Source organism: Bdellovibrionota bacterium, from assembly GCA_035292885.1.
In the GTDB taxonomy this organism is placed as follows: Bacteria; Bdellovibrionota_G; JALEGL01; order JALEGL01; family DATDPG01; genus DATDPG01.
In genome coordinates this window covers 1-19823 of sequence record DATDPG010000135.1, presented here as the reverse complement: position 1 = coordinate 19823, position 19823 = coordinate 1, and the positions used below count along the sequence as shown (strand labels likewise).

At 55.9% G+C, this 19823-nt stretch carries 21 protein-coding genes and 1 tRNA gene; 4 read left to right on the top strand and 18 right to left on the bottom strand.

Annotation, left to right across the window (positions count from 1 at the left end; all coding sequences use genetic code 11):
- The 3 genes from VI895_10355 to VI895_10345 form a co-directional block, all read right to left on the bottom strand.
- The coding region (locus tag VI895_10355) for an IS66 family transposase (protein HLG20198.1) at positions 1 to 922 on the bottom strand (922 nt) is incomplete at its 3' end.
- A 25-nt stretch (positions 923 to 947) separates the two neighbouring features.
- Complete coding sequence (gene tnpB, locus VI895_10350) at positions 948 to 1307, bottom strand: IS66 family insertion sequence element accessory protein TnpB (GenBank protein ID HLG20197.1); 360 nt, start codon at positions 1305 to 1307, stop codon at positions 948 to 950.
- A complete protein-coding gene (locus VI895_10345; protein HLG20196.1) occupies positions 1304 to 1579 on the bottom strand; it encodes a hypothetical protein in 276 nt (91 codons plus the stop codon). The genes tnpB and VI895_10345 overlap by 4 nt, the downstream gene beginning before the upstream one ends.
- An 81-nt stretch (positions 1580 to 1660) precedes the next feature.
- On the opposite strand from VI895_10345, the gene VI895_10340 reads away from it, so the two are divergent.
- From VI895_10340 to VI895_10325, 4 genes are all read left to right on the top strand, one after another.
- On the top strand, positions 1661 to 1888 hold the full coding sequence (locus VI895_10340) for a hypothetical protein (protein HLG20195.1): 228 nt from the start codon (positions 1661 to 1663) through the stop codon (positions 1886 to 1888).
- An 89-nt stretch (positions 1889 to 1977) separates the two neighbouring features.
- Positions 1978 to 2334, top strand: a complete 357-nt coding sequence (locus VI895_10335) for a type II toxin-antitoxin system RelE/ParE family toxin (protein HLG20194.1) — start codon at positions 1978 to 1980, stop codon at positions 2332 to 2334.
- 5 nt (positions 2335 to 2339) lie between these two features.
- A complete protein-coding gene (locus VI895_10330) occupies positions 2340 to 2681 on the top strand; it encodes an XRE family transcriptional regulator (protein ID HLG20193.1) in 342 nt (113 codons plus the stop codon).
- 46 nt (positions 2682 to 2727) lie between these two features.
- Positions 2728 to 3333, top strand: coding sequence for a hypothetical protein (locus VI895_10325; protein HLG20192.1), 606 nt, complete (start codon positions 2728 to 2730; stop codon positions 3331 to 3333).
- Between the two features lie 176 nt (positions 3334 to 3509).
- On the opposite strand, the gene VI895_10320 is transcribed toward VI895_10325, so the two are convergent.
- The 15 genes from VI895_10320 to VI895_10250 form a co-directional block, all read right to left on the bottom strand.
- Positions 3510 to 3584 (bottom strand) — tRNA-Cys (locus VI895_10320).
- Positions 3585 to 3825: 241 nt separating this feature from the next.
- Positions 3826 to 5205 carry a TIGR02266 family protein gene (locus VI895_10315; protein ID HLG20191.1) on the bottom strand — a complete coding sequence of 460 codons (1380 nt, stop codon included), beginning with the start codon at positions 5203 to 5205 and terminating at the stop codon, positions 3826 to 3828.
- Positions 5206 to 5224: 19 nt separating this feature from the next.
- Positions 5225 to 6172, bottom strand: a complete 948-nt coding sequence (gene gspN, locus VI895_10310; GenBank protein ID HLG20190.1) for a type II secretion system protein GspN — start codon at positions 6170 to 6172, stop codon at positions 5225 to 5227.
- Positions 6169 to 6756, bottom strand: a complete 588-nt coding sequence (gene gspM / locus VI895_10305; GenBank protein HLG20189.1) for a type II secretion system protein GspM — start codon at positions 6754 to 6756, stop codon at positions 6169 to 6171. Before gspM ends, gspN begins: the two co-directional genes overlap by 4 nt.
- A complete protein-coding gene (gene pilM, locus VI895_10300) occupies positions 6753 to 8417 on the bottom strand; it encodes a pilus assembly protein PilM (GenBank protein ID HLG20188.1) in 1665 nt (554 codons plus the stop codon). The genes gspM and pilM overlap by 4 nt, the downstream gene beginning before the upstream one ends.
- Positions 8417 to 9598, bottom strand: coding sequence for a type II secretion system minor pseudopilin GspK (gene gspK, locus VI895_10295; protein ID HLG20187.1), 1182 nt, complete (start codon positions 9596 to 9598; stop codon positions 8417 to 8419). The genes pilM and gspK overlap by 1 nt, the downstream gene beginning before the upstream one ends.
- Complete coding sequence (locus VI895_10290) at positions 9595 to 10377, bottom strand: prepilin-type N-terminal cleavage/methylation domain-containing protein (protein ID HLG20186.1); 783 nt, start codon at positions 10375 to 10377, stop codon at positions 9595 to 9597. The genes gspK and VI895_10290 overlap by 4 nt, the downstream gene beginning before the upstream one ends.
- On the bottom strand, positions 10374 to 11012 hold the full coding sequence (locus VI895_10285) for a hypothetical protein (protein ID HLG20185.1): 639 nt from the start codon (positions 11010 to 11012) through the stop codon (positions 10374 to 10376). Before VI895_10285 ends, VI895_10290 begins: the two co-directional genes overlap by 4 nt.
- A 157-nt stretch (positions 11013 to 11169) precedes the next feature.
- Positions 11170 to 11799, bottom strand: a complete 630-nt coding sequence (locus tag VI895_10280) for a prepilin-type N-terminal cleavage/methylation domain-containing protein (protein ID HLG20184.1) — start codon at positions 11797 to 11799, stop codon at positions 11170 to 11172.
- Positions 11800 to 11801: 2 nt separating this feature from the next.
- Complete coding sequence (gene gspG, locus VI895_10275; protein HLG20183.1) at positions 11802 to 12272, bottom strand: type II secretion system major pseudopilin GspG; 471 nt, start codon at positions 12270 to 12272, stop codon at positions 11802 to 11804.
- Positions 12273 to 12281: 9 nt separating this feature from the next.
- Entirely contained in the window at positions 12282 to 13499 is a 1218-nt protein-coding gene (gene gspF, locus VI895_10270) for a type II secretion system inner membrane protein GspF (GenBank protein HLG20182.1), read from the bottom strand.
- 1 nt (position 13500) lies between these two features.
- Positions 13501 to 15525, bottom strand: a complete 2025-nt coding sequence (gene gspE / locus VI895_10265) for a type II secretion system ATPase GspE (protein HLG20181.1) — start codon at positions 15523 to 15525, stop codon at positions 13501 to 13503.
- Positions 15522 to 18173: a type II secretion system secretin GspD gene (gene gspD, locus VI895_10260; protein HLG20180.1), complete on the bottom strand. Its 2652-nt coding sequence runs from the start codon at positions 18171 to 18173 to the stop codon at positions 15522 to 15524. Before gspD ends, gspE begins: the two co-directional genes overlap by 4 nt.
- Before the next feature lie 14 nt (positions 18174 to 18187).
- Positions 18188 to 19126: a type II secretion system protein GspC gene (gspC, locus tag VI895_10255; GenBank protein ID HLG20179.1), complete on the bottom strand. Its 939-nt coding sequence runs from the start codon at positions 19124 to 19126 to the stop codon at positions 18188 to 18190.
- A gap of 168 nt (positions 19127 to 19294) precedes the next feature.
- On the bottom strand, positions 19295 to 19823 hold a 529-nt coding region (locus VI895_10250; protein HLG20178.1), incomplete at its 5' end, for a sigma 54-interacting transcriptional regulator.

Genomic DNA, 19823 nt, shown 5'->3' with positions numbered 1-19823 from the left:
ACTCGGGGAGTAATCGTTTGGGGACTTCGCTGCTTCGGGAAGGATCGTACTCATATAAAATAAGGGGTTCTACTCCTGGCTTTCGTCTCACCCAAATAAACTTGTCCGAAAGCACAGGCTTTCGTTTTTCTCCTAAAACTTGAACCCGGGTTTCGTCCATCTGGATATACGAGCTTTCCAAGATTCGGTCTTGAAGGAGGTTGAGAATGGGAGTGAGCTGCTGGGCGGCTTCCCCCATCCACCTCGCCAGCGTTTGCCGGGGTAGATCCACACCCATTCTTCCCAATTTCTCTTCCAGTCTGTAGAGCGGTAAATGATCGCAGTACTTGGCGGTTACGAGATAAGCCAAGAGGCCTTCCCCACAGTTACTCTTGGGCAAGATTGAGGGCGGAAGAGCCGCGGTCTTCACACCCTCCTGACAGATCTGACAGGCATATTTCTTCCGCTTGGTTTGAAGAACGTAGATCTCTTCGGGAATGATCTCCAACTTCTCCGACACATCCTCCCCGATGCAAACCATCGGATGGTTTCCTTCGGCGCAAACTTTTTCTGACTCCGGAAGATCGATCACGACTTCTTTACGAGGAAGATCTGCGGGAAGCGGGGCTCTCTTCCCACGGGCTTTTCTCTGGTGTGCGGGAATGTCAATCAGCTCTTCCTGCTCGGATGGAGCTTTGGCCTTTTCTTCCTCCAGCTCATTAAACAAAAGACCCAGCTGTTCGAGTGCCAAGCGGGTGACCTTCTCGCTCTTCTTCCCAAAATACTTCAGCTTAAAAATCTCGATCTTCTCTTTGAGATACGTCACTTGTGCTTCCAAGGACGTTTTTTCTTCTACTAGGGAGGTGTTTTGCTGATGAAGACTTGCAATGACTCCCTGCAAATCTGAAACATTCTGATGGGTGTCGATCTCTTGCAAACTCACTGTAGTACTGAGTTTGAACGATTGTTCAGCTCATGCAAGCAAATGTTAACGTCGAATGCGCTTTTATTTGAAAAATATTTACACCCTCCAACAATAATTCCAATTGAGCGTGTGTAAGGTTCATCGAATACGCCTCTTCCACTTTCCTCGGCCAGCTAAACCGCTCTTTCTCCAAACGCTTCATCCATAACGCAAATCCCGTTCGGTCCCAATACAGAATCCGAAGTCGCGTTCGGCATCGACTCACAAATACAAACAGCTCAGCGGAAAATGGATCCAACTTCATGCTCGACTCCACGATCCCAGAAAGTCCGTCGATCGATTTGCGAAAATCCACAGCTCCCACGTACAGGTGAATCCGCGAAAAAGATGAAACACCTCTCAAGAAGAACTCCGAATCAATACCTCATATCCACCCACCCGAAAAAAGAGCTCGGGGGGGACTGGATTTGAAATCACAGGAATCGGCACGAAGTGACTTGCCTTCGCCATTGCCTTTCCCGTTTCCACAGGTCGAAGTTGTCTCCTCCAGTATCCAAACGTCGAGTACTTCAGATTCAGCTCCCGGCAATACGCCAACGCACTCTTCCCGCTCGCCTCCCATTTTGTAATTTCCTCAGCCCAGAACTCTTCGATCTCCGCTCTCGTTCTTTTCATCCATCGACTCTGCTCGCTTCAAAATTCATTTCATAGATGGATTTGTGGAGCGGATACGTTGTATTTATAGTAAGTAACGAAATGGGACTTCCTCGAAGCGTCCGCCTTGGTGCCGATCTTGAAACCAAGGTCAAAAACTATCTGAAGAAAAATAACATCAAGTTTTCCCAGCTGCTTAAACTCGCCGTGGAAAAATTCATCTCTGAGCCGCAAACGATTGAGCTGGTCCCGGCGGACACGCACACGTTTCTGAAGGGCGCACGAGCTGCATACGCCGAGCATGAAGATGCGTTGGATAAGCTCAAGTAAAGTGAAATCATGGGCTTGGGTAAGAAGAAGATGAGTGGATTGACAAATTTATATATTTATGAATTAATGAATAAGAGAGCGTCAGTGCCGTGATTGTCGCCGGCCTGCCTTCACGGAAGGAGATCCTCTTCATGGGGGACTCCCGCCAGGTCCTGCGGGCCTTTCCGAAACAGGCCCGAAAGGCGCTCGGCGACGAACTGAACGCTCTCCAGTTGGGGTTTATGCCGAAGCATTACCGGCCCCTTCCATCCGCTGGGCCCGGCGTTTACGAGCTACGGCACCAAGACGAGCGGGCATGGTACCGCGTGGCTTATCTCGTAAAGATGAAAGGTAGGATTTACGTGCTCCATGCGTTCGAAAAGCAGAGCGGCAAGACGAGCAAGATGGATCTGCGGACCATTCGTCTCCGTTTCAAAGAGGCAATGGGTCATATCCGAAAGGGGTAAGTTCGATGAAAAACGGGAAACGAAAAAACGAGGAATTCCATGGGGTCGAATTCAGGACCACGGGCAGTGCCTATGAAGCTCTCGGCTTTTCCCCGGAAGAAGCGGCCGTTCTCGAAGTGAAAAATATTCTCTGGCATTCGATTCGTCAGAGAATCACGGAGAAGAAACTGTCCACGAAGCAATTATGCGAAGTATTGGACGCGCAACCCTCGCAGGTGAGCGACCTGCGAACGCGAAAGGTCAACAAGATGTCCCTGGATAAGCTTGTTATCTACGCGCGGAAGCTGGGCCTCGTGCTCGATCTTCAGACGCGAGTCGCGGAGGGACTGAGGGGGCGGGCCGCTTGAACAGGCCCCGAACGGCTAGAATTTCCGTAAGGCGAAAGTCAGACCAATGAAGATTGAACGATATGTTCCATGGGCGCATGGTGTCGCGGTTGTGCCACCAGTGGTCGCTGGCGTCATTCTTGTAGTGTTCTTTTTCACTCGCAACCCTCTGCTTGAGTTGCTTGGCATTTTGTTCTTATTCGTGAGCATTGTTGCTAATCTCGCGGCCATTGGTTCGATGCTCACGCTTCTTGCCTTTCACCGGGAAACCCTTCCTTCAGGAACCTCGCGTCGCGCGGTTTGGGCTTTGTTGCTGCTTCTCATGAATTACCCGATCGCGGGGCTATGCCTTTGGGGAGGAGCTGCGATCAGATCTTTCAACAAGATTGTGATATCGAATGTGAGCCGCTCAGCACTTCAAGATCTGAATCTGGTCGTGGATTACTCCATCAAGCAAGACAGCATCCATTTAGGCCAGCTACAACCTCAAGCCAAATTGTCGAAACTGTTCCATGCCAAAGGTGACGGAGCGGTCCAACTCCACTGGTATGGGCCAGGGGGCAGAACCTTCGAATGTCAGGCGTTTGGTTACGTAACTCACGGCATGGGTAGCCACTCGGAGGTGAAAATCGACAATGATCAGAAATGTGTCGTCGTGGAAAACACCTGGTGAGCACATTCGCATCAAGACGTGAGTAGCCAAACGGTAGCCAAAAAGAAGCCACGTTCCGTGATAACGAGTGACTTTGCGTGATGCGTTCCCCGAATTGATCCGATCAAACTATCGAAACCGTTCGTTTTTGCTTTTCACGGTTTAACGGCTTCCGGATCTTTTCGCTTGAAATCTTTTGGAGGCGACGGCCGGATTCGAACCGGCGAATCGCAGTTTTGCAGACTGCTCCCTTACCACTTGGGTACGTCGCCCATTTGTCACGGAACGCAGATTTATCCGCATCCCTTCGTTGCGAAGCTCGTCTCGGTGCTCACATACCTTAGCAGGTATGCTGCGCTCTCGCCGAGCTTCGCGCCTTGGTCTGCGAAAAACTTCGCGTTCCTTTGTCTGACCCGCTTGGGCAAAGCACGGAACGCGGATTTTTCCGCATCCCTTCGTCGCAAACGTTGTTTGAATGCGCCCCGGAGAAATACCTCGGCAGTGGCGGAATGTCTATTTCGTCAGATGCACTTGGAGCTTGGATCCGTGGGAGACGATCTTGCTGAGCGTGACCTGCGGGGTCAAAAGGTCCAGAACGATATGGAGTTCGCCTCCGCCTTCGGCGTGATAGCCGGTTCGTACCTGTCGCACGTGGGCCGATTTCAGGGCGAGCGTCGATTTGGGGTAGGCTTGGCGAATTCCCCCGATTTTGATGACTTCTCGGGCTTTCGGCCCGCCCACACGGAGATGGCTGTATCGTTCCGTTGAAAAGTCCCCGTTTCCCCACACCGTCAAAATAGTTTCGTCGCCGACCTGTTGTCCGGTGATGTTCTCCACGATCGATAGGCCATTTGCGGGCCGGGGGGCGACCACGGTTTTTGCCTCGGGCGCTGTGATTTTCGATACGTGTGGCTCGATCTTTACGGTCTCAACCGCTGCGGCCGGCGAAGGCGTCGCGGCCGGGGGTACAAAGACTTTCGTTTCCGCCGTGGGCGCGGGATTTGGATGGGTGGCCGGAGGCGTCTTCATGGCGGCTTCATCAGGGGTTGCAACTTTCGGTGTCGTCAGTTTCTCCTTAAAGACAAACGCAGCGCCTCCAACCCCCATCAATAGTAAGCCGGCAAGGACCAACAACCACGCCCGCGAACGGGACGGCTGAAGGTCCTCTGCAGGACGTATGGTGGTTTTGAGAATCGGTTCGTCTCCCAATACGCTTTCGTCTTCGATCACGATCCCTAGTCTCTTGGTAGGTTTGGGCGTTGATGTGGCAACCGCCGGCGTTCGCGCGGTTGGGGGACGCGGTGAAGTTGTGGCCGGTGGGGCAGGGGATGACGGAGGCTCTGGTTTTTGCGCTGGAGGAGGAGAGGGGGCGGCGACGTCGGGGGAAACCGAAGGGGTCTGCTGGAACGGATCGGCGGCTTCAAACAGTGCCTTGAAATCTTCTTCCACCGTGGCCGGTCCCTTGGCCGGTATCAGGGGTGTCGGGTTCGCGGTCTCCCGTATGAAGTCGTCAACGTTGAAAGGAGCGCCGCCGGATTTCACGTGGTGGCTGACCATCGTCTTGATCAACTCGCGGCTGGGTTCATCGATATCGTGAAATTTGATTCCCATGCCCGCCGGTTTGTCCGGCGCGGCATCGATTTGCCGAACCCAGGCCACTTCACCGAGCCCTTGAATGAGCTTGAAATTGTCTCGCAGCCGGAAATCAAAACTCAAAATTGTTCCGACCGGCCTGGGCTCGTGCGTCTTGATGAACATTCCGCCGTCCGAAATGTTGGAGGAATATTCCGTGATGAATCCGGTGAATTTTTCAAATTCCAGATTGACCTTGGTTTCAAGCGGAACGCGCACCGACTCGCGCGGTGCAGCATCTTTTGTATTGGGGGCCGGCACGATAAAAAAGGATTATAGCCTAGTATCCTCGAACGCTTAAGCGGTCGATCGGAGTCAGCGGTCCCTCGATTCGAAGCGCGAAGGTGCCGTTGGGGTCCATTCGAATGCCCAACGTTTCACCGAACGCGGTGACGAAATCCCGGATTACTTTGGCTTTCTCCGAGATCGTGAGTTTCGATTCGAGCCGGAGCTGGCTTCGCGGGAAATACGGGTCGATTTTCAGGGAGCCGTTCGCCGTGCCCGCGATATCCGGGCCGGAAAGGGTAATCGCGTTCACATCAAGCTTCCCCTTTTGCATCCGGGCGTCCAGCGTAACTTTATCGAATCGCAGAGTATTGAATCCATGGTTGACCACAGGGCCCTTCACGGTAACTTCCGACGCCGTGAACGCGATTTTGCCTTCCGCCGCGGAGAGATCTCCCCGCATGACGGAGGGCCTGGAACCCGAGAGCGACGCCGACAGGCCGACATTTGCCGCCATCGTGACGTCGGAGCCCGCGAACAGAGGATTGATTTGTTCCATCGGAATCGACTGTTTTAATTTCAGTTCTTTCGTTTTAATCTTGAAGGAAACTTCGTCCTTGCCCAGCGAAGCGTTGCCGCTCCAGACGTTTTTTTGCCGCTCGGCGCTGTACGAAAGGGAGAGTGATTTTCGGAAGGGATAAAGGAAGAGGGAAAAGGGGGAGACCGTGATGCGCAGTTCGTCGAATTCGATGTCCACGGGAAGAGTTCCGAGCGGGGGTCCCTGAACTCGGGCGTTCGCGGCCTTGAATCCGATCGGAAGCGCCGGCGAGAGCGTGCTCATGTCGATCATGTAACCGGTTTGCCGCTTGAGCGAACTGGTCAGCGTGTCGCGGATTCGCTCGTACGGAAAATTCCAGACGACACCAATAAAGAAAACGACGCTGCCGAGAGCGATATATTTGGCGAACGCTTTCAGCGTTTCTTTGGTCGGAAGAAACTTCATGTGCCTTGGCTCGGTTGAAAGGTGGAAACCACGAACGTGACCTGAAGGAGCGTCGGGTCGGTAAAATTGGGTCGAACTTGCAGCGAACTGACGCGGAGCAGTTGCCGGGATGTCTCAATGTCGAACAGATAACTCATTAATGCACGCAATGTGATCTGACGGACGGAAACGGATACCTGTGTCTCCCGATAGAGGTCGTTCGGGGGGCCGGGCCGGTCTTTGAGAGAGTCGATCGTAATGCCGTACCGCCGGGCGAGCTGTTCAAGGTGTGTCGCGGCCTGAAAGCTCGGGTCGGTGCGGCGGATCATTTGATCGAGTTCCCGTATTTGTCGTTCGGATTGAATGTAAACGGATTGAAGTTCCTGCAAGCGCTTCATGTTTTTTCGGTTTTTTTCAATCCTTGAGTCCATGCTCGCGGTGGCCGCCAGCAGCGCGGAGTAGATGACGATCATGATGAAAAGGATCCCGGCCGCGACGGAGCCCAAGACGATCAGGCGCTCCCGTTCCGTGAGCCGCGCGTAATAGGTCTTAACGACTTCGAGTTGTCCCAGGAGCTCACGCCACCGGTCGAAAGGGAGATTCATGGCCGCCTCCGGTCTTTGGGCGTCGGTTCCTCGTCGCCGACACTCATCGTAATTTGAAACGTCTTTTTCCCGTCCGCGGATTCCCGCGTGTCTCCCCGCTCGATTTTTTTGAATTTGGAATGCTGTTGAAGCGAGGCGATTATCCCATCCACCGACGCAAGGGAGTCGGTGTTCGCTCGGATCGTCACGGTGTTCCGGTTGATCGTCAGTTCTTGCGCATCGATCGGCAGATCGGGAGGGAGCATCGCCGATATTTCTCGCAGAATCCGCAAAGCCGTCATCTCATTCAATCCCGCGGTGAGGATCTCCTGCTTTTCGCGAAATTTTTGGATCCTCTCTTCGAGGATTTTCAGGGCCGCCGTGGAATTGTTCGGCGGATTCTGAACGTCCGGCGCAATCTCGCGGAACGTCCGGAGGACCGCGGCCTCCACGCGCGAGTTTTGGCGGGAAAGGTTCTCGTATCGAAGGCCGACGTGAAGGAGGGCGAGGACGAAAATCGCGGTTATCCATTTACTGAAGAAAACGGCCTTTTCTTTAAGACCGGTGAAGTCCCGGGCGAAAGCAAATTCGTTCTTGCGGAAATTGAGGCTCGCGACATGTTTGGCCGCGGCGCCCCGGGCCGCCGCCCGAAGGCCCAGCGCGACGGCTTGCGCCAAAACCGGCTCCTTTTTGCCGAGCTTTCGGGAAACCTCGTGGTCCTCCGGAAAAAACCGCAACCGGTTCACCGGGACGTTCGTGATCGCGTTCATGTATTCGGACAGATTTCGAAGCAGAGATCCCCCGCCGCAGAGATAAATCCGCTCCACGGCCTGCGGGCTTGGATTTCCTTTGGAGACTTGGGCCCGATAGGCGTGAAACGTTTGGAGGACTTCCCGAATGAGGGGATCCACGACGGTCCGAATCGCTGCGGAAAGGCGGCGGAGATCCGGGCTTTTGAGCGGCTGGTTCTCCAGTTCGAGAATTCCATGGTTGTGCTTGACCTCGACCGCCTGTTCCAGCGTCAAATCGAGCTCTTCCCGTATCGTGTCCGTAATTGATTTTCCGGCCGTAAAAATCGTCCGGACGTATTGGATGTTGCCGTTTGAAACCACACAGACCGACGTCTTTTGGTGGCCGATATCGACGATCGCATAGGTTCCCGGATCCCGGGAAAGTGTCATCTGGCTTAAGTTGTAGAGCATGAGCGAGTCGAGACCGACGAAGGCCGGGTCGAGATTGGCGTTTTTCACGAGGGCGACGTGCTCCGCTAACGTTGCCTTCTTCACGGCGGCGGCCAGACAAACCGATTCCGTGGGCGACGAGGAGATGAGGTGATGGTCGACAATGATCTCATCGAGATCAAACGGAAGGAACGGTTCGAGTTCGAACGGCAGAACACGCGAGACCTGTCTTGCCGGCAACGGAAGCGTAAGGATTCGGGTCGACACGCCCATTCCGGAAATCGCCGTAACGACGGTCGGCGCGGCGATGGAATGATCTTGAAGAAGGCGAAGAATGGCTTCCGTGATCACCACCGGCCGGTCTTCCGGCGCGAGTTCGTCCGCCGCAAACGGAGCCGACTCAAACAGATCGGTCAACTCGTACGATCGAAATGTCGTTTCGAAAAGGGCCGCCTTAATGGAATACGAACCGATGTCGAGTCCGAGAATTTTTTGAAGCATCAGAGCACCTTCCAGTAAAGAATCTTAGGCTGCGTCGGGTTCTGCCGCGAGATCACGGCTCGGATCGTTTTTTGGACGTTTCCGGCCAGACCGGTCGCTTCGGTGGAAAACGTATCGGTCCGCACATTTACGTAGAGCTGGACGCGGGAACTGAGGATCGACGGCGCGCCCTGGCCGGCCGGGGCTCCGCCGCACGACTGTTCCAGGAATTTCATGAGATCGGGGATCGACCGGAAGACGACGTTCTTCCGATACTTTACAACCTGTTGGGCGCATTCCAATCGTTGCTGCTGCTCCGGGAAAACCTCGCGATTGAACAGGGCCGCGATCACCTCCAGGGGAGCGGTGTTCACATTGATCTTCCCTATGGCGGTCACCGGCGCGGCGGAAATTCGGGGGAGGCGCGCGTCGAAGGGGTAGACGGTCACGAACGGGAGAAGCTCCCGGTAGAGTTTGTCGTTCATCGGCGCCAGTTCTCGAATTTCCATCACCGAATAGAAAGGCCCGTTCTTGACGTGGTGATCGTGATTAACCGTTTGATATTCCGCGTCCTCGATCCCGCCCCCGAGGTGATTGATTTCACTGTCGCTGTCGATCCAATCCTCGATCGCCCAGAGCAGCGTTCGATGGTCTTTGCCTTTGAAGTAGATCCTGAAGCGGTCGGACAGCAGGAGATTTTCCAAAATTTCCATAGCCGCGGAAGGTTGCTGCTGACCGGGGGGACCCCCGCGTCCGACATCATTGAGGTTGATTTTGCCGGATTCATCGCTGAGTACCGTTACAAAGGAACCGTCCGGCGTTTCCAGGTTCTGCGCGGTTGGAATCGCCGATCCTTCTTGAGGTGAGCCGGCGGCTGCCAGCGCCGCCGTGGGAAACGGGTACGAAATCGGAAAGGCCCACTGAACTTCCGAGAGATCGTCTTTGCGGCCGCCGTAATTCGTGTTTGCTACGGCCGGGACTTGGTCCAGCGCATTGTCGAGCTGGATTCGGAAAATCGACCATCGCAACGCCGCTCGTGCCAGCTCCACGGCTTTTTGACCATCCCGATGATTGGTTACGATCGTCGCGGAAAGTTGCGAGGTATAGGTCACCTCCACGACCACCGCCGTGATAATGGCGATCGCCGTGAGCACCATGAGAAGGGCGACGCCGCGCCGGTCTCTCGTCCGCAACTTCGTCAACGGATCTCTCCGGAATCAAAATCATTCGATGGGTTGGCTCCCGAGGGGTTTGCTCCAGGTGTCGTCGTCGGCCGCACGCCAGGCTGCCCGGGCATGGTGCCCGGCTGCGTTGTCCCGGGGGCGCCGGCGGCGGGTTGCTGGACTTGAACGCTTAGGTTCTCGGACAGAGGAATATCGACGGTGGTTTCGAAGACCGCCTCCCGTCCCGTTTCATCGCGCAAGCGGAGATAGATGCGGACGAGCTTCGGCATCTTATTGAGTTGGTCCGACGAGCGGATGTCCCACGTCGGTCGGAACGTCGTTCCGTCGCTGTATTCGATATTAAAAGCGGCGACGTTCGAGGCGAGCGGGATGAAATCGCCTCCTTCCTCGGGTTTTTCATCGAGAAACGGGCTCTCGCGGCGTTTGAGAAAATAGAGGCCTTCCGAAGACGTGTTGCTCTCCGTCACGTACTCCACCTCCGCCTCATCCGACTCGTGAGCATTGGGTCCGCTGGGGAGATGCGACAGAGCGCTGAAGAGAATGCGGTCGTGGTCCATGTTGTCCTCGCCGCGAAAGAAGGTGAGGGGTCTGGGCGCTTCGACATGAAAGACCTGGCTTAAATCCTCCTGTATCTTGGTCAGGGTTGTCGTCCCCACTTCCTGCATCTCCGTGTGGCGGGACACCGTTTGTTGCGTTTGAAAAGTGGCCGCGATCGATCCCCAGGTCAGCGTGCCGAGGATGGCGAGGATGACCGAAGCAAGAATGACCTCGATAAGTGTAAAGCCTCGATCCTTCATCGGGTGGTTCCTTGATTCTGCCCGGTACCCCTGTTGGACGGCTGGGACGAAGATTTTTGTCCTGTGTTCGGATTTGTTCCGGTTTGGGGGTTTGCAGGGTTCCCCGCAGCCGGGCCGCCTCCGAGCATGCCGACCAGGGCCTGAACTTGGGTAATTGCCTCTGGAGCAATCAGATGCGTGACCAAGTCGTAGCTTCGAGGGTTCTTCTCGTTTCCCCATGTGACTTCCACATGAACCTCCCGAAGCGCCTTTCCCCAGATATCACCTATTGCTTGAAGGGGGCCCGCTAAGACGGCTGCATTCCCAGTGTTTTTTGTCTCTTCATCAAGGCCGCCGATGTCCACCCCTTCCGTAGCCATGCCCATCATTTTGGCAAAGTCGGGCGAAGGGATTGGGGCGATCCAATAACGCCATAGGTAGCCCGGATGTTGCGTTTGATCGAACTCGCCGCTTTCGGTTTCCCGAAGGGACGTGATTCCCTTCGTCGTGGCCTCTTCCGTCAATTCGACCATTTTCGATTTTGCCAGGAGAGATGCTTGTTCCAGATCTTGCGCTCGTCCGACGAGATTCATGGACTGTCCCTGGCTATCCATGAGGACGATGAGCGACATCGACAAAATCACCATCGCCGCCATGACTTCTATGAATGAAAACCCTTCGACGAAGGATGTTTTGCGCGAAGAGAAAATAGGTTTGGGTGGCCCGACGGGGGCACCCAAGTCCACGCGCAGGTACGAGCATGGACTTGGGGGATACCGTCGGGACCGGAGCCCAAACTTATTTTCGGATCGGTTAAACATCATCGGGGCGCACCTCTCCCAATTCGATTCTCGATAACCCGCCGATCGGCTGAAGCACGATGCTGTACGTCCGGCTTCCGTTTTTGTTCGTCAGATAAACGATCGTCTTCGGCGCGAAGCCGCCGGGAGTGAAATCCACCCACGGTGCGCCGCTGTCGACGATCCTTCCCTCACTGGCGATATACACGCCTTTAAACTTCACGCCGTTGGGCAGGGTGGTTGTTCGCAGGCTGCCTGCGTCGACCTTTTTATGAAGCGCCTGGTCCTGAGCCAGCTCTTCCTCGGGAGTGAGTTGCGGCTGGGCGGCCCGATCCTCGAACGCGCTTTGAACCTCCTCGATCTTCGTATTCTCATCGAGCGGCGGCACGGGCGCCGGTTCTTCGTACGTTTCCGCCCAGTACGTGTTGCGAGTCAGATCGAACCGCACGCGGATTTTTTCCTGGCGCATGACGGCCTGTTCGTACGCGCTGCGGAGATAACCGCCAATTTGAGTGGTGGAAGAGCGCAAATTGATTCCAAGCAAATTGCCGGCGGACGGAATCGCTACGGATGAAAAGAGGGCGACCAACACCATCACAAAGACGAGCTCGATCAGCGTGAACCCTCTGTCGTTTCCGCGCACGATTACTCCTCTTGCGTGGCCTCGTTGGTCGACCAGCTCACGACGTCGTCGCCCGTCCCCTCTTGGCCGTCCGGGCCGTCGGACCACAGATCGTATCGGTCGGCGTCATGCGTGCCGGGCGAGGTGAAGTGGTATTGGTTTCCCCAGGGATCGGACGGGATCTCTTTCTTTTCTAGATATCCGCCCGGCGTGTATCCCTTGCATTGTCGTCCGCCGGCGGGCGGAGAAATCAGGGATTGAAGGGCGTCCGGGTAAAATCCGCAGTCGAGGTGAAAGGTGGAGATGGCCTGCCCCAGTTGTGAAATCTGAGTGATCGCCGTGCGAACGCGCGCTTTTTGGACCTGCGCGTTGATTCCAAGCGTGACGATCCCGGCCAGCAGTCCGAGAATCACCATGACGGCGATGAGCTCCACCAGTGTGAACCCCGCCTCACGTCGGGAGACCGCGAACTTCCTTAATGAACGTCTCAACATGGATCCTCCTTATCGAATCGCTTGATTCATTTGGAATATGGGTAACATGACGCTGAATACGATAAAGCCGATCACGACCGCCATGATGACGATCATCACCGGCTCCAAGAGCGACGTCAGCGTCGCCACGCGGGCGTCGACCTGGTTGTTGTAAGTCTCGGCCACTTTCGTCAGCATCGCTTCCACCTGTCCCGTTTTTTCTCCCACCGCGATCATGTGCGTGACGAGCGGCGGAAATTCCCCGGACCGGCGAAACGGCTCCGCGATCGAATCGCCCTGAGAAACGTTGGTCCGCACATGCTCGATCACGTCGGCGAGCACGACGTTGTTCACGACCTTTCTCACGATATCCATCGCGAGAAGGATCGGTACGCCGCTGGCCAAGAGGGTGGAAAGCGTGTTGGCGAACCGGGCGATCGCCACCATCCGGAAAAGGGCTCCGAATATCGGCATATTCAACGTGAATTTGTCGAATCTTCGGCGCCCGGCCGGCGTGCGGATATAGGCCCGGACCGAGAAAAACACGATCATCGCCAGGGCGACGACGACGTACCAATACGAGGTCGCGAAATGGCTGATGCCGATGAGAATTCGTGTGGGAAGAGGGAGCGCCTGTTTTAAATCTTCATAAAGCCGGACCAACTTGGGTATGACCATCGTGAAGATAACGACCAGCGCCGCGCCGCCGATGAAGAGCATGATCGCCGGATACGCCATCGTGGCGGCGATCTTGCCCCGAAGGCGGGTCTGATTCTCGTTGAAATCGGCCAAACGGTTCAGAACGATTTCCAAAGCGCCCGACGCTTCGCCCGCCCGAACCATGTTGACGAAAAGGTTGGCGAAGATCTTTGGGTGCGCCGCCATGGCGTCCGCAAGCGAGCTGCCTTCGTTCACTTTTTCACGGACGTCCGAGAGCGCCCGCTTGAGTTTAACGTTCTCCACCTGATCCACGAGGGCGGTCAACGATTCGACGACCGGGATTCCGGCGGCGACAAGCGTGGCCAGCTGCCGGCTCATAATCGTGATGTCCTGGGCCGATACTCCCCGGGAAAAACGGATGTTTCCCGGAGCCGCGGGAGTTTCCTCGCCTTTCGTTTCCTGAATTTCCGTCAGGAATACGCCCTCCTTTCGAAGGCGGCTGCGCGCTTCCGAAGCGTTGGGTGCGTCGATGATGCCTTTGATGTTCTTGCCCGCGGGGGTGACCGCTTTGTATTCGAAGACCGGCATATTACGAGAGCGTCAGCTCGTCTTGGGTGGCGCCCAAGACCTCCTCGATCGTGGTGACTCCCTGCAGAACCTTCTGGGCTCCGTCGGCACGAAGGGTTTTCATTCCCCGGGCGTTCGCATTTTTCTTGAGGGTGGTGTCGTCGGCGCCGCCGACGATGAGATTCTTGAACTGATCGTCGACGACCAAAATTTCATAAATTCCGGACCGACCGCGGTACCCGGTATTGAAACAGTTGGGGCATCCACGCGCCCTGAAGATCGTGGCCTTGCGAGCGACTTCGGGGTTGATGTTCAAGTCCTTCAGCTCCTGGGGCGACGGGCTGTACGCCTCGCGGCATTCTTTGCAAACGACGCGCACCAAACGCTGAGCCATGACCGCCGTGAGGGACGAAGAGACGAGGTAGGGAGGGACTCCCATGTTGATCAGACGCGTGACGGACCCGATCGCATCGTTGGTGTGCAGCGTGGAGAAAACCAAGTGTCCGGTCAGCGACGCGCGGATGGCGATGTCGGCGGTTTCGAGATCCCGGATTTCTCCCACCATGATGATGTCGGGGTCCTGGCGAAGGATCGAACGCAGTCCTTCGGCGAACGACAAACCGACCTTGTCGTGCACCTGGATCTGAGCGATCCCCGTCAACTGAATTTCGACCGGATCCTCGACCGTGATGATTTTCACTTCACTCGAATTCACGCGTGACAAACAGGCGTATAGCGTGGTCGTCTTACCTGAACCGGTGGGTCCCGTGACGAGAAAGATTCCGTGCGGCTGCGAAATGACCTGCTGGACCCTTTGCAGCTGTTCTTGGCTGAACCCGAGATCTTCCAGACTCAAGATGACGTGGGAGGTGTCCAACAGTCGCATGACGATCGATTCGCCGAACGAGGTGGGCAGGGTGGAAACGCGGATATCGACGTCCCGTCCGGCGATCTTGATTTTGATTCGCCCGTCCTGGGGAACCCGCTTTTCGGCGATGTCGAGCTGAGCCATGATCTTGACTCGGGAACTGATGGAGGCCTGCGCCCGTTTCGGCGGTTTCATGATTTCGTACAGCACGCCGTCGATGCGGAAGCGGACCGACAGCTCCTTTTCGTACGGCTCGATGTGGATGTCACTGGCCCGGTCTTTCACCGCGCGGAAGAGCAGGGTGTTGACCAGGCGGATGATCGGCGCCTCGTCCTCGCTGTCGAGGAGGTCTTGGGTCTCCGGAAGCGCCATTGAGTCGAAACCTTGTTCCTCCAGGTCCTCCATGAGGTCTTCGTGGGCCTTGGTCTGCCGGTCGTAAATGCGATTGATGACGTCGAGCACCTGCGACTTCTTCGCGAGGATCGGTTTCACGTCCATTTGCAGAAGGATCCGAAGATCGTCGATCGGCGAAAGGTCGAGGGGGTTTGATACCGCTACGTACGCCGTGTTTCGGTGTTTTTTCAGCGGAACGATGCCGTGTTTTTTGGCGAAGTTGATCGGGACCTTTGCAATCAGTTCTTGGGCCACCTCTTCGACCGTCAGCTGGCGGTCCACGGGAATTCCGAGCTGAAGGCTCAGCGCATTAAGGAGATCGTCCTCCGTGATCAGTTTCTTTCTCACGAGAATGTCGCCGATCATTTCGGTGTTGGCGGCGTCTCGTTCCGCGGCCAACGCTTCGTCGAGCTGCTCCCGCGTCAGTTTGGTCGTGGTGAGAAGGATTTCCCGGAGATCCGCCCCCTTCGCCGTCGTGAAATCCGCTGCCGAAAGCGAACCGGTGAACTCTTCCTCTTTTTGGGAGCCGATCTTGCCGAGCGTCTCGTCGATCGCTCGGCCCACATCCTCAGCACTGGCTGGAGTCCCCGAGGGGGCCGCGGACTTTGGAGCTGCGGACGATTTCGGAAGTACCGGAGCTTTGGACGGTTGAACAGGAGGAGTCTGCGTTTTCTTGGCCGCCGCTTCCTTCTGTTTCGCGAGATGCTCTTCGGCGCTCCAGTGCTCCGTAACTTCTTCGTTATGGATGATCACGGTGCCGGGGTCCTTATCCCAGGGGGATTTCATTGAGGGGTCGCCTCCACGATCGTTGCCGCGGGGACCCCTTCCGTCGTGCCCAAAAAGGCCGCCGTCGGCCCGTCCGCCGGCACCGGCTTTCTACTGGTTGGGGGAGCCAGTTTCTTGGGCGCTTGGAGTTCGCGATCCAGATGATATTTTTCGAGACCCGGATGATCCGGGACGTTGTTTTCCTTGAGGAAGCGGAGGCGTTCCACATTCTTTCGGATGGTCATGCTCTCCAGATCCTCCGGTTCACGGATGATGTGAGGCGTGAGAAAAATGGCCAGGCTCGTTTTTCGTTTCGTCTTGCTCTTGGTCTTGAAAAACCAGCCGATGATCGGAATATCTCCGAGTACGGGAACCTTGCTGATGGAATTCCGTTCCTGATCGCTGATCAATCCTCCCACGGTGACCGTCTGGCTGTCCTTCACCAGCACCGTTGTTTTCGCCGACCGCTTGGAGGTCGTGGGTCCGAACGTCTGAACATCGGGGCCCGGAACGAGGTCCTGGATTTCCTGAAAAATATCCATCGTTATGTCGTCCGACTCGTTGATCTGCGGCGTGACGCGCAGGGTGATCGCCACGTTTTCGCGCTGAATCTGGTTGATCGGCTGATTGTTCACGTCGCGTCCCTGTGCGGTGATGAACGGAACGACCTGGCCGACGATGATTTCCGCCTCCATATTATCCTTGGTCAGGATGTTGGGTGTGGATAGGACGTTGACCGTTCCGTTGGTTTGAAGCGCCCGGAAGACCGCTCCGTACGTGGGAATCGTCAGCGTCTGTCCGCCGGCCACCGGAATGTCGATGGTCTTGCCTTGCAGACCCACGGTCATCCCGCCGAGAGCGGACGGATCGGTGGGCAAGAATATGGAGCTCGTGCTTCCAAAACTGGTGGCGCCGAAAAGCGTCGTATCGTTGTTGTCCCCGAACTGGGTGCCGAGGTGCATGGCCGTTCCAAAATCGAAAGCCTTGTCGATATCCACCTCCAAGATCATGGCTTCCACGAACGCCTGGGGACGGCGCACGTCGAGTTTTTGAATTACCGGCAGAAGCGCTTCGTAATCGGCCGGAGAGGCGGTGATGACCAGGGAGTTCGTCGGAAGATCCGACGTAATGTGAACTTCGCCGCCAAAGAGGTCCATGCTCGCGATCGCGCCTCCGGCGGGACCCGAGGGCTGAATCGGAGGAGGGCTCGAAGAACCTCCAGGGGTTGGAAACATGGTTCCGGTGGGACGGCTGCCGGCCGTCGATTTCGGGCGGCCACCTCGCATGCCGCCGCCTCCGCCGCCGCTCAGGCTGGCCAGGGTGGCCGCGAGTTCGCCGGCGTCGGCGTATTGGAGATAATGAACATGGATTCGACCCTTGCCGATTTCATTCTGGATCGACTGATCGATTTTCTCGACGATTTCGCGAACACGCCGCAAGCCTTCTCGATTCGCCAGTACGATGAGAGAGTTTGTCCGTTCGTCCGGAATGATTTTGGATATGGACTGCGAACCCTGTCCTTCCCCGGCGGCCGGCTGAGGCGCTCCAGGCGGCTGGCCGCCGCGTTGATCCTTGAGATCCAAAATATTTCGGATCTTGTCGGCGGTATCCGTCGCCGGAGCGTATTTGAGTTTGATGACCTCCATGACGTCCTGAAAGCCTTTTTGATCCAACAGGTCGATTAACTTAATCAACCGACGCAAGTTGCTCAGGTTGTCGGTGAGAATCAACGTGTTCGTGGGATCGTACGAAATAAGATCGCCGTTCTTGGAGACCAATCCTCGCAACGATTTCACGATTTCCGCCGCGCTGATGTAGTTGAGCGGAATCAGTCGGGTGACGAAAATGTCGTCACCGCCCACCGGGTGCTCGACTTCCGTCGGAATCGGCAACGTCTTCATGTCCCGCAACGGTACGATCTTCAAAAGTCTTCCCGCTTTGACGATCGTAAAGCCTTTGACTTCCAAAGCCGAGATGAAGGCCTGATAGGCCTCTTCGGGGGAGACGGGCGTGGGTGAAATGATCGTGACCTTTCCTCGGATTTTGTCGTCGAGAATGAAATTCCGTTTCGTCAGCTCGCTGATCGACTTCGCGATTTCCGAAATTTCCGCGTCCACGAAATCGAGATTCACAAGTCCTTTTGAATCCCTGGCCATCGGCCATGCCGGCTTGCTCGTTGCTTCATAGGGCGGAGAAGTGCGTGGCGGAGGGGGAGGAGGAATCGATGGCCTGGATCCCGTCGGCATAGAAGGCCGGGAACCGGGAACCATCGGCTGCCCCATCCGATTGGGCGGGAGAGGCCTTACGGGTGGGGGAGGGGGCGGCGGGGAAAAAGGGGTCTGAATCGCAACCGGAGTCGAAACCGGGGGAGGCGTGGCCGCCTCGGCTGCTTGCTCCACCACGGTTGGATTGACGATCGGAGTTGTTTCAATCACGCCGCGAGGCACGCTGTCGGGATTTGCGGGGCCGTCGATCTGGCCCGGCCGAACCGGTCCGTTGGGTGGCTGACTCCGAACTTTCTCATCCACCGACAGACTCGGCTGCGGCACCGCTTCCTGCGCCGACACGGAAATCTTGATCCCGAAACCACTGAGAGAAACCAAGAAACAGGCCATCGATATTCGGCCTATTTTTAGCGAGGGTGACGAAGTTTTGTTTCTTGGTTTCATGATTTTCTCCTCTGTCATCGAATCTCAATCGATAACGTTTGTTTTTGTCCTCGGCGGTTTAAATCGATCGTCAACGAATTTTCCGTTCGTGCCAGCTGAAGCATCGGGATCGCCTTTTCGACGGTGTTGATTTCGGCTCCGTTGATTCGCTGAATTACGTCCCCGTTTTTCAATCCCAATTCTTGAAAAATGCTTCCGGGCCGGATCGCGAAAACCTTGAAACCGCTCACTTGTCCCCCTTCAAAATGCGGCACCATGCGGGCTTGTTGAATGATGTTGTTCAGGTCACCCAAAGTCGCGTCGACTTTCGCACGGGCGACGATGACTTTGTCTCCCTCGTGTTTGATTCCCTCGCCGGCCGAAGGCGCGGGGACGGAATCGACCACGGGTCCGGATCCGTAGATCGACGGCAGATTTTCGACCTCGATGTATTCGCGATGGCCGTTTCGAATGAAAAAAACACGGTTTCGTTGAATATCGTAAATCTTCGCTTCATCCATCAACGTATCGTCGATGTAATAACTCTGCGATTCGCCGCTCCCCCGCGGGGCGATCGTCCCGAACGAAAAGTTCGGGTTTGTCGAGACCATCGTTCCCAAAAGTTTTGCCCCGATATCGCTTTTTACGGGCGGTGAGTTGAGATCGAGCTGAACCGGTTGTTCTTCACCGGCGGCCGCTTCGTCGGCGCATGGCGATCGTTTAAGTGAATCGAAGATATTCCTTTCGCAAATCGGCATGTAGTAGTCGATGGCCTGGGTGTTCGATCTGGCTAAGGCGAGCGTGTCGATTTCGGATACCGCGGCGACGGAAGGTCCGGAAAAATCCTTCGACGCCGGAACAAGAAAGCCGATCGTTTGTCCGACGATGGCGGAAAGAAGCCAGCCGACCAGAATCGTGCCGGTGACATTGGTTGTCGTTCGGTATCGCTGAATCAGGTCGATCCACCGCATCATAATCTTCCGTGGGCAAGCCCTATGCCAGTACGGCGGATTTCTCGGATCTCACGGAAAGTGAAAGTTATTGAAAGCTAAAGCGGATTGGGTGTGCCGAACTCTGCGAGAATTGCGTGTCGAGTCAGGTTGCCAAATTGTCGCGCCTCGGCCCGATGGGCTGACAGAATGTCATTCGCCTCCCAGCTTCCGGTAAATGGTTCTTGGCGCAACGCCCAATAGTTTTGCGGCCAGCGTTTTATCCCCCCCAGCCCGTTTGAGAGTCTCGCGGATCAGCAAATTTTCGACTTCTTCGAGAGGCATTCCGATCGGAATCGGGATTCGGTCTCCTTCCGCCGCCGGAGCTTTTCGAACCAATTCGGGGAGATGATCGACCGTCAGTTCCGGTCCCTTCGTAAGCACCACGGCGCGCTCCACGAGATTTTCCAGTTCGCGAACGTTTCCCGGCCAGCCATAATCCATCAATAGCTGCCGCACTTCTTCCGAGAAACCGGTGATTCGTTTTCCGTTTTTCTGAGCGTAATACACGAGGAAATGATTCAAGAGGAGAGGAATATCGTCCCGGCGGGAGCGTAACGGGGGAATCGTGATCGTGATGACGTTGAGACGATAATAGAGATCTTCGCGGAACCGCTTTTCACGGACGGCCTCCTCCAAATTTTGATTGGAAGCCGCGATGATTCGGACATCGCTTTTGATC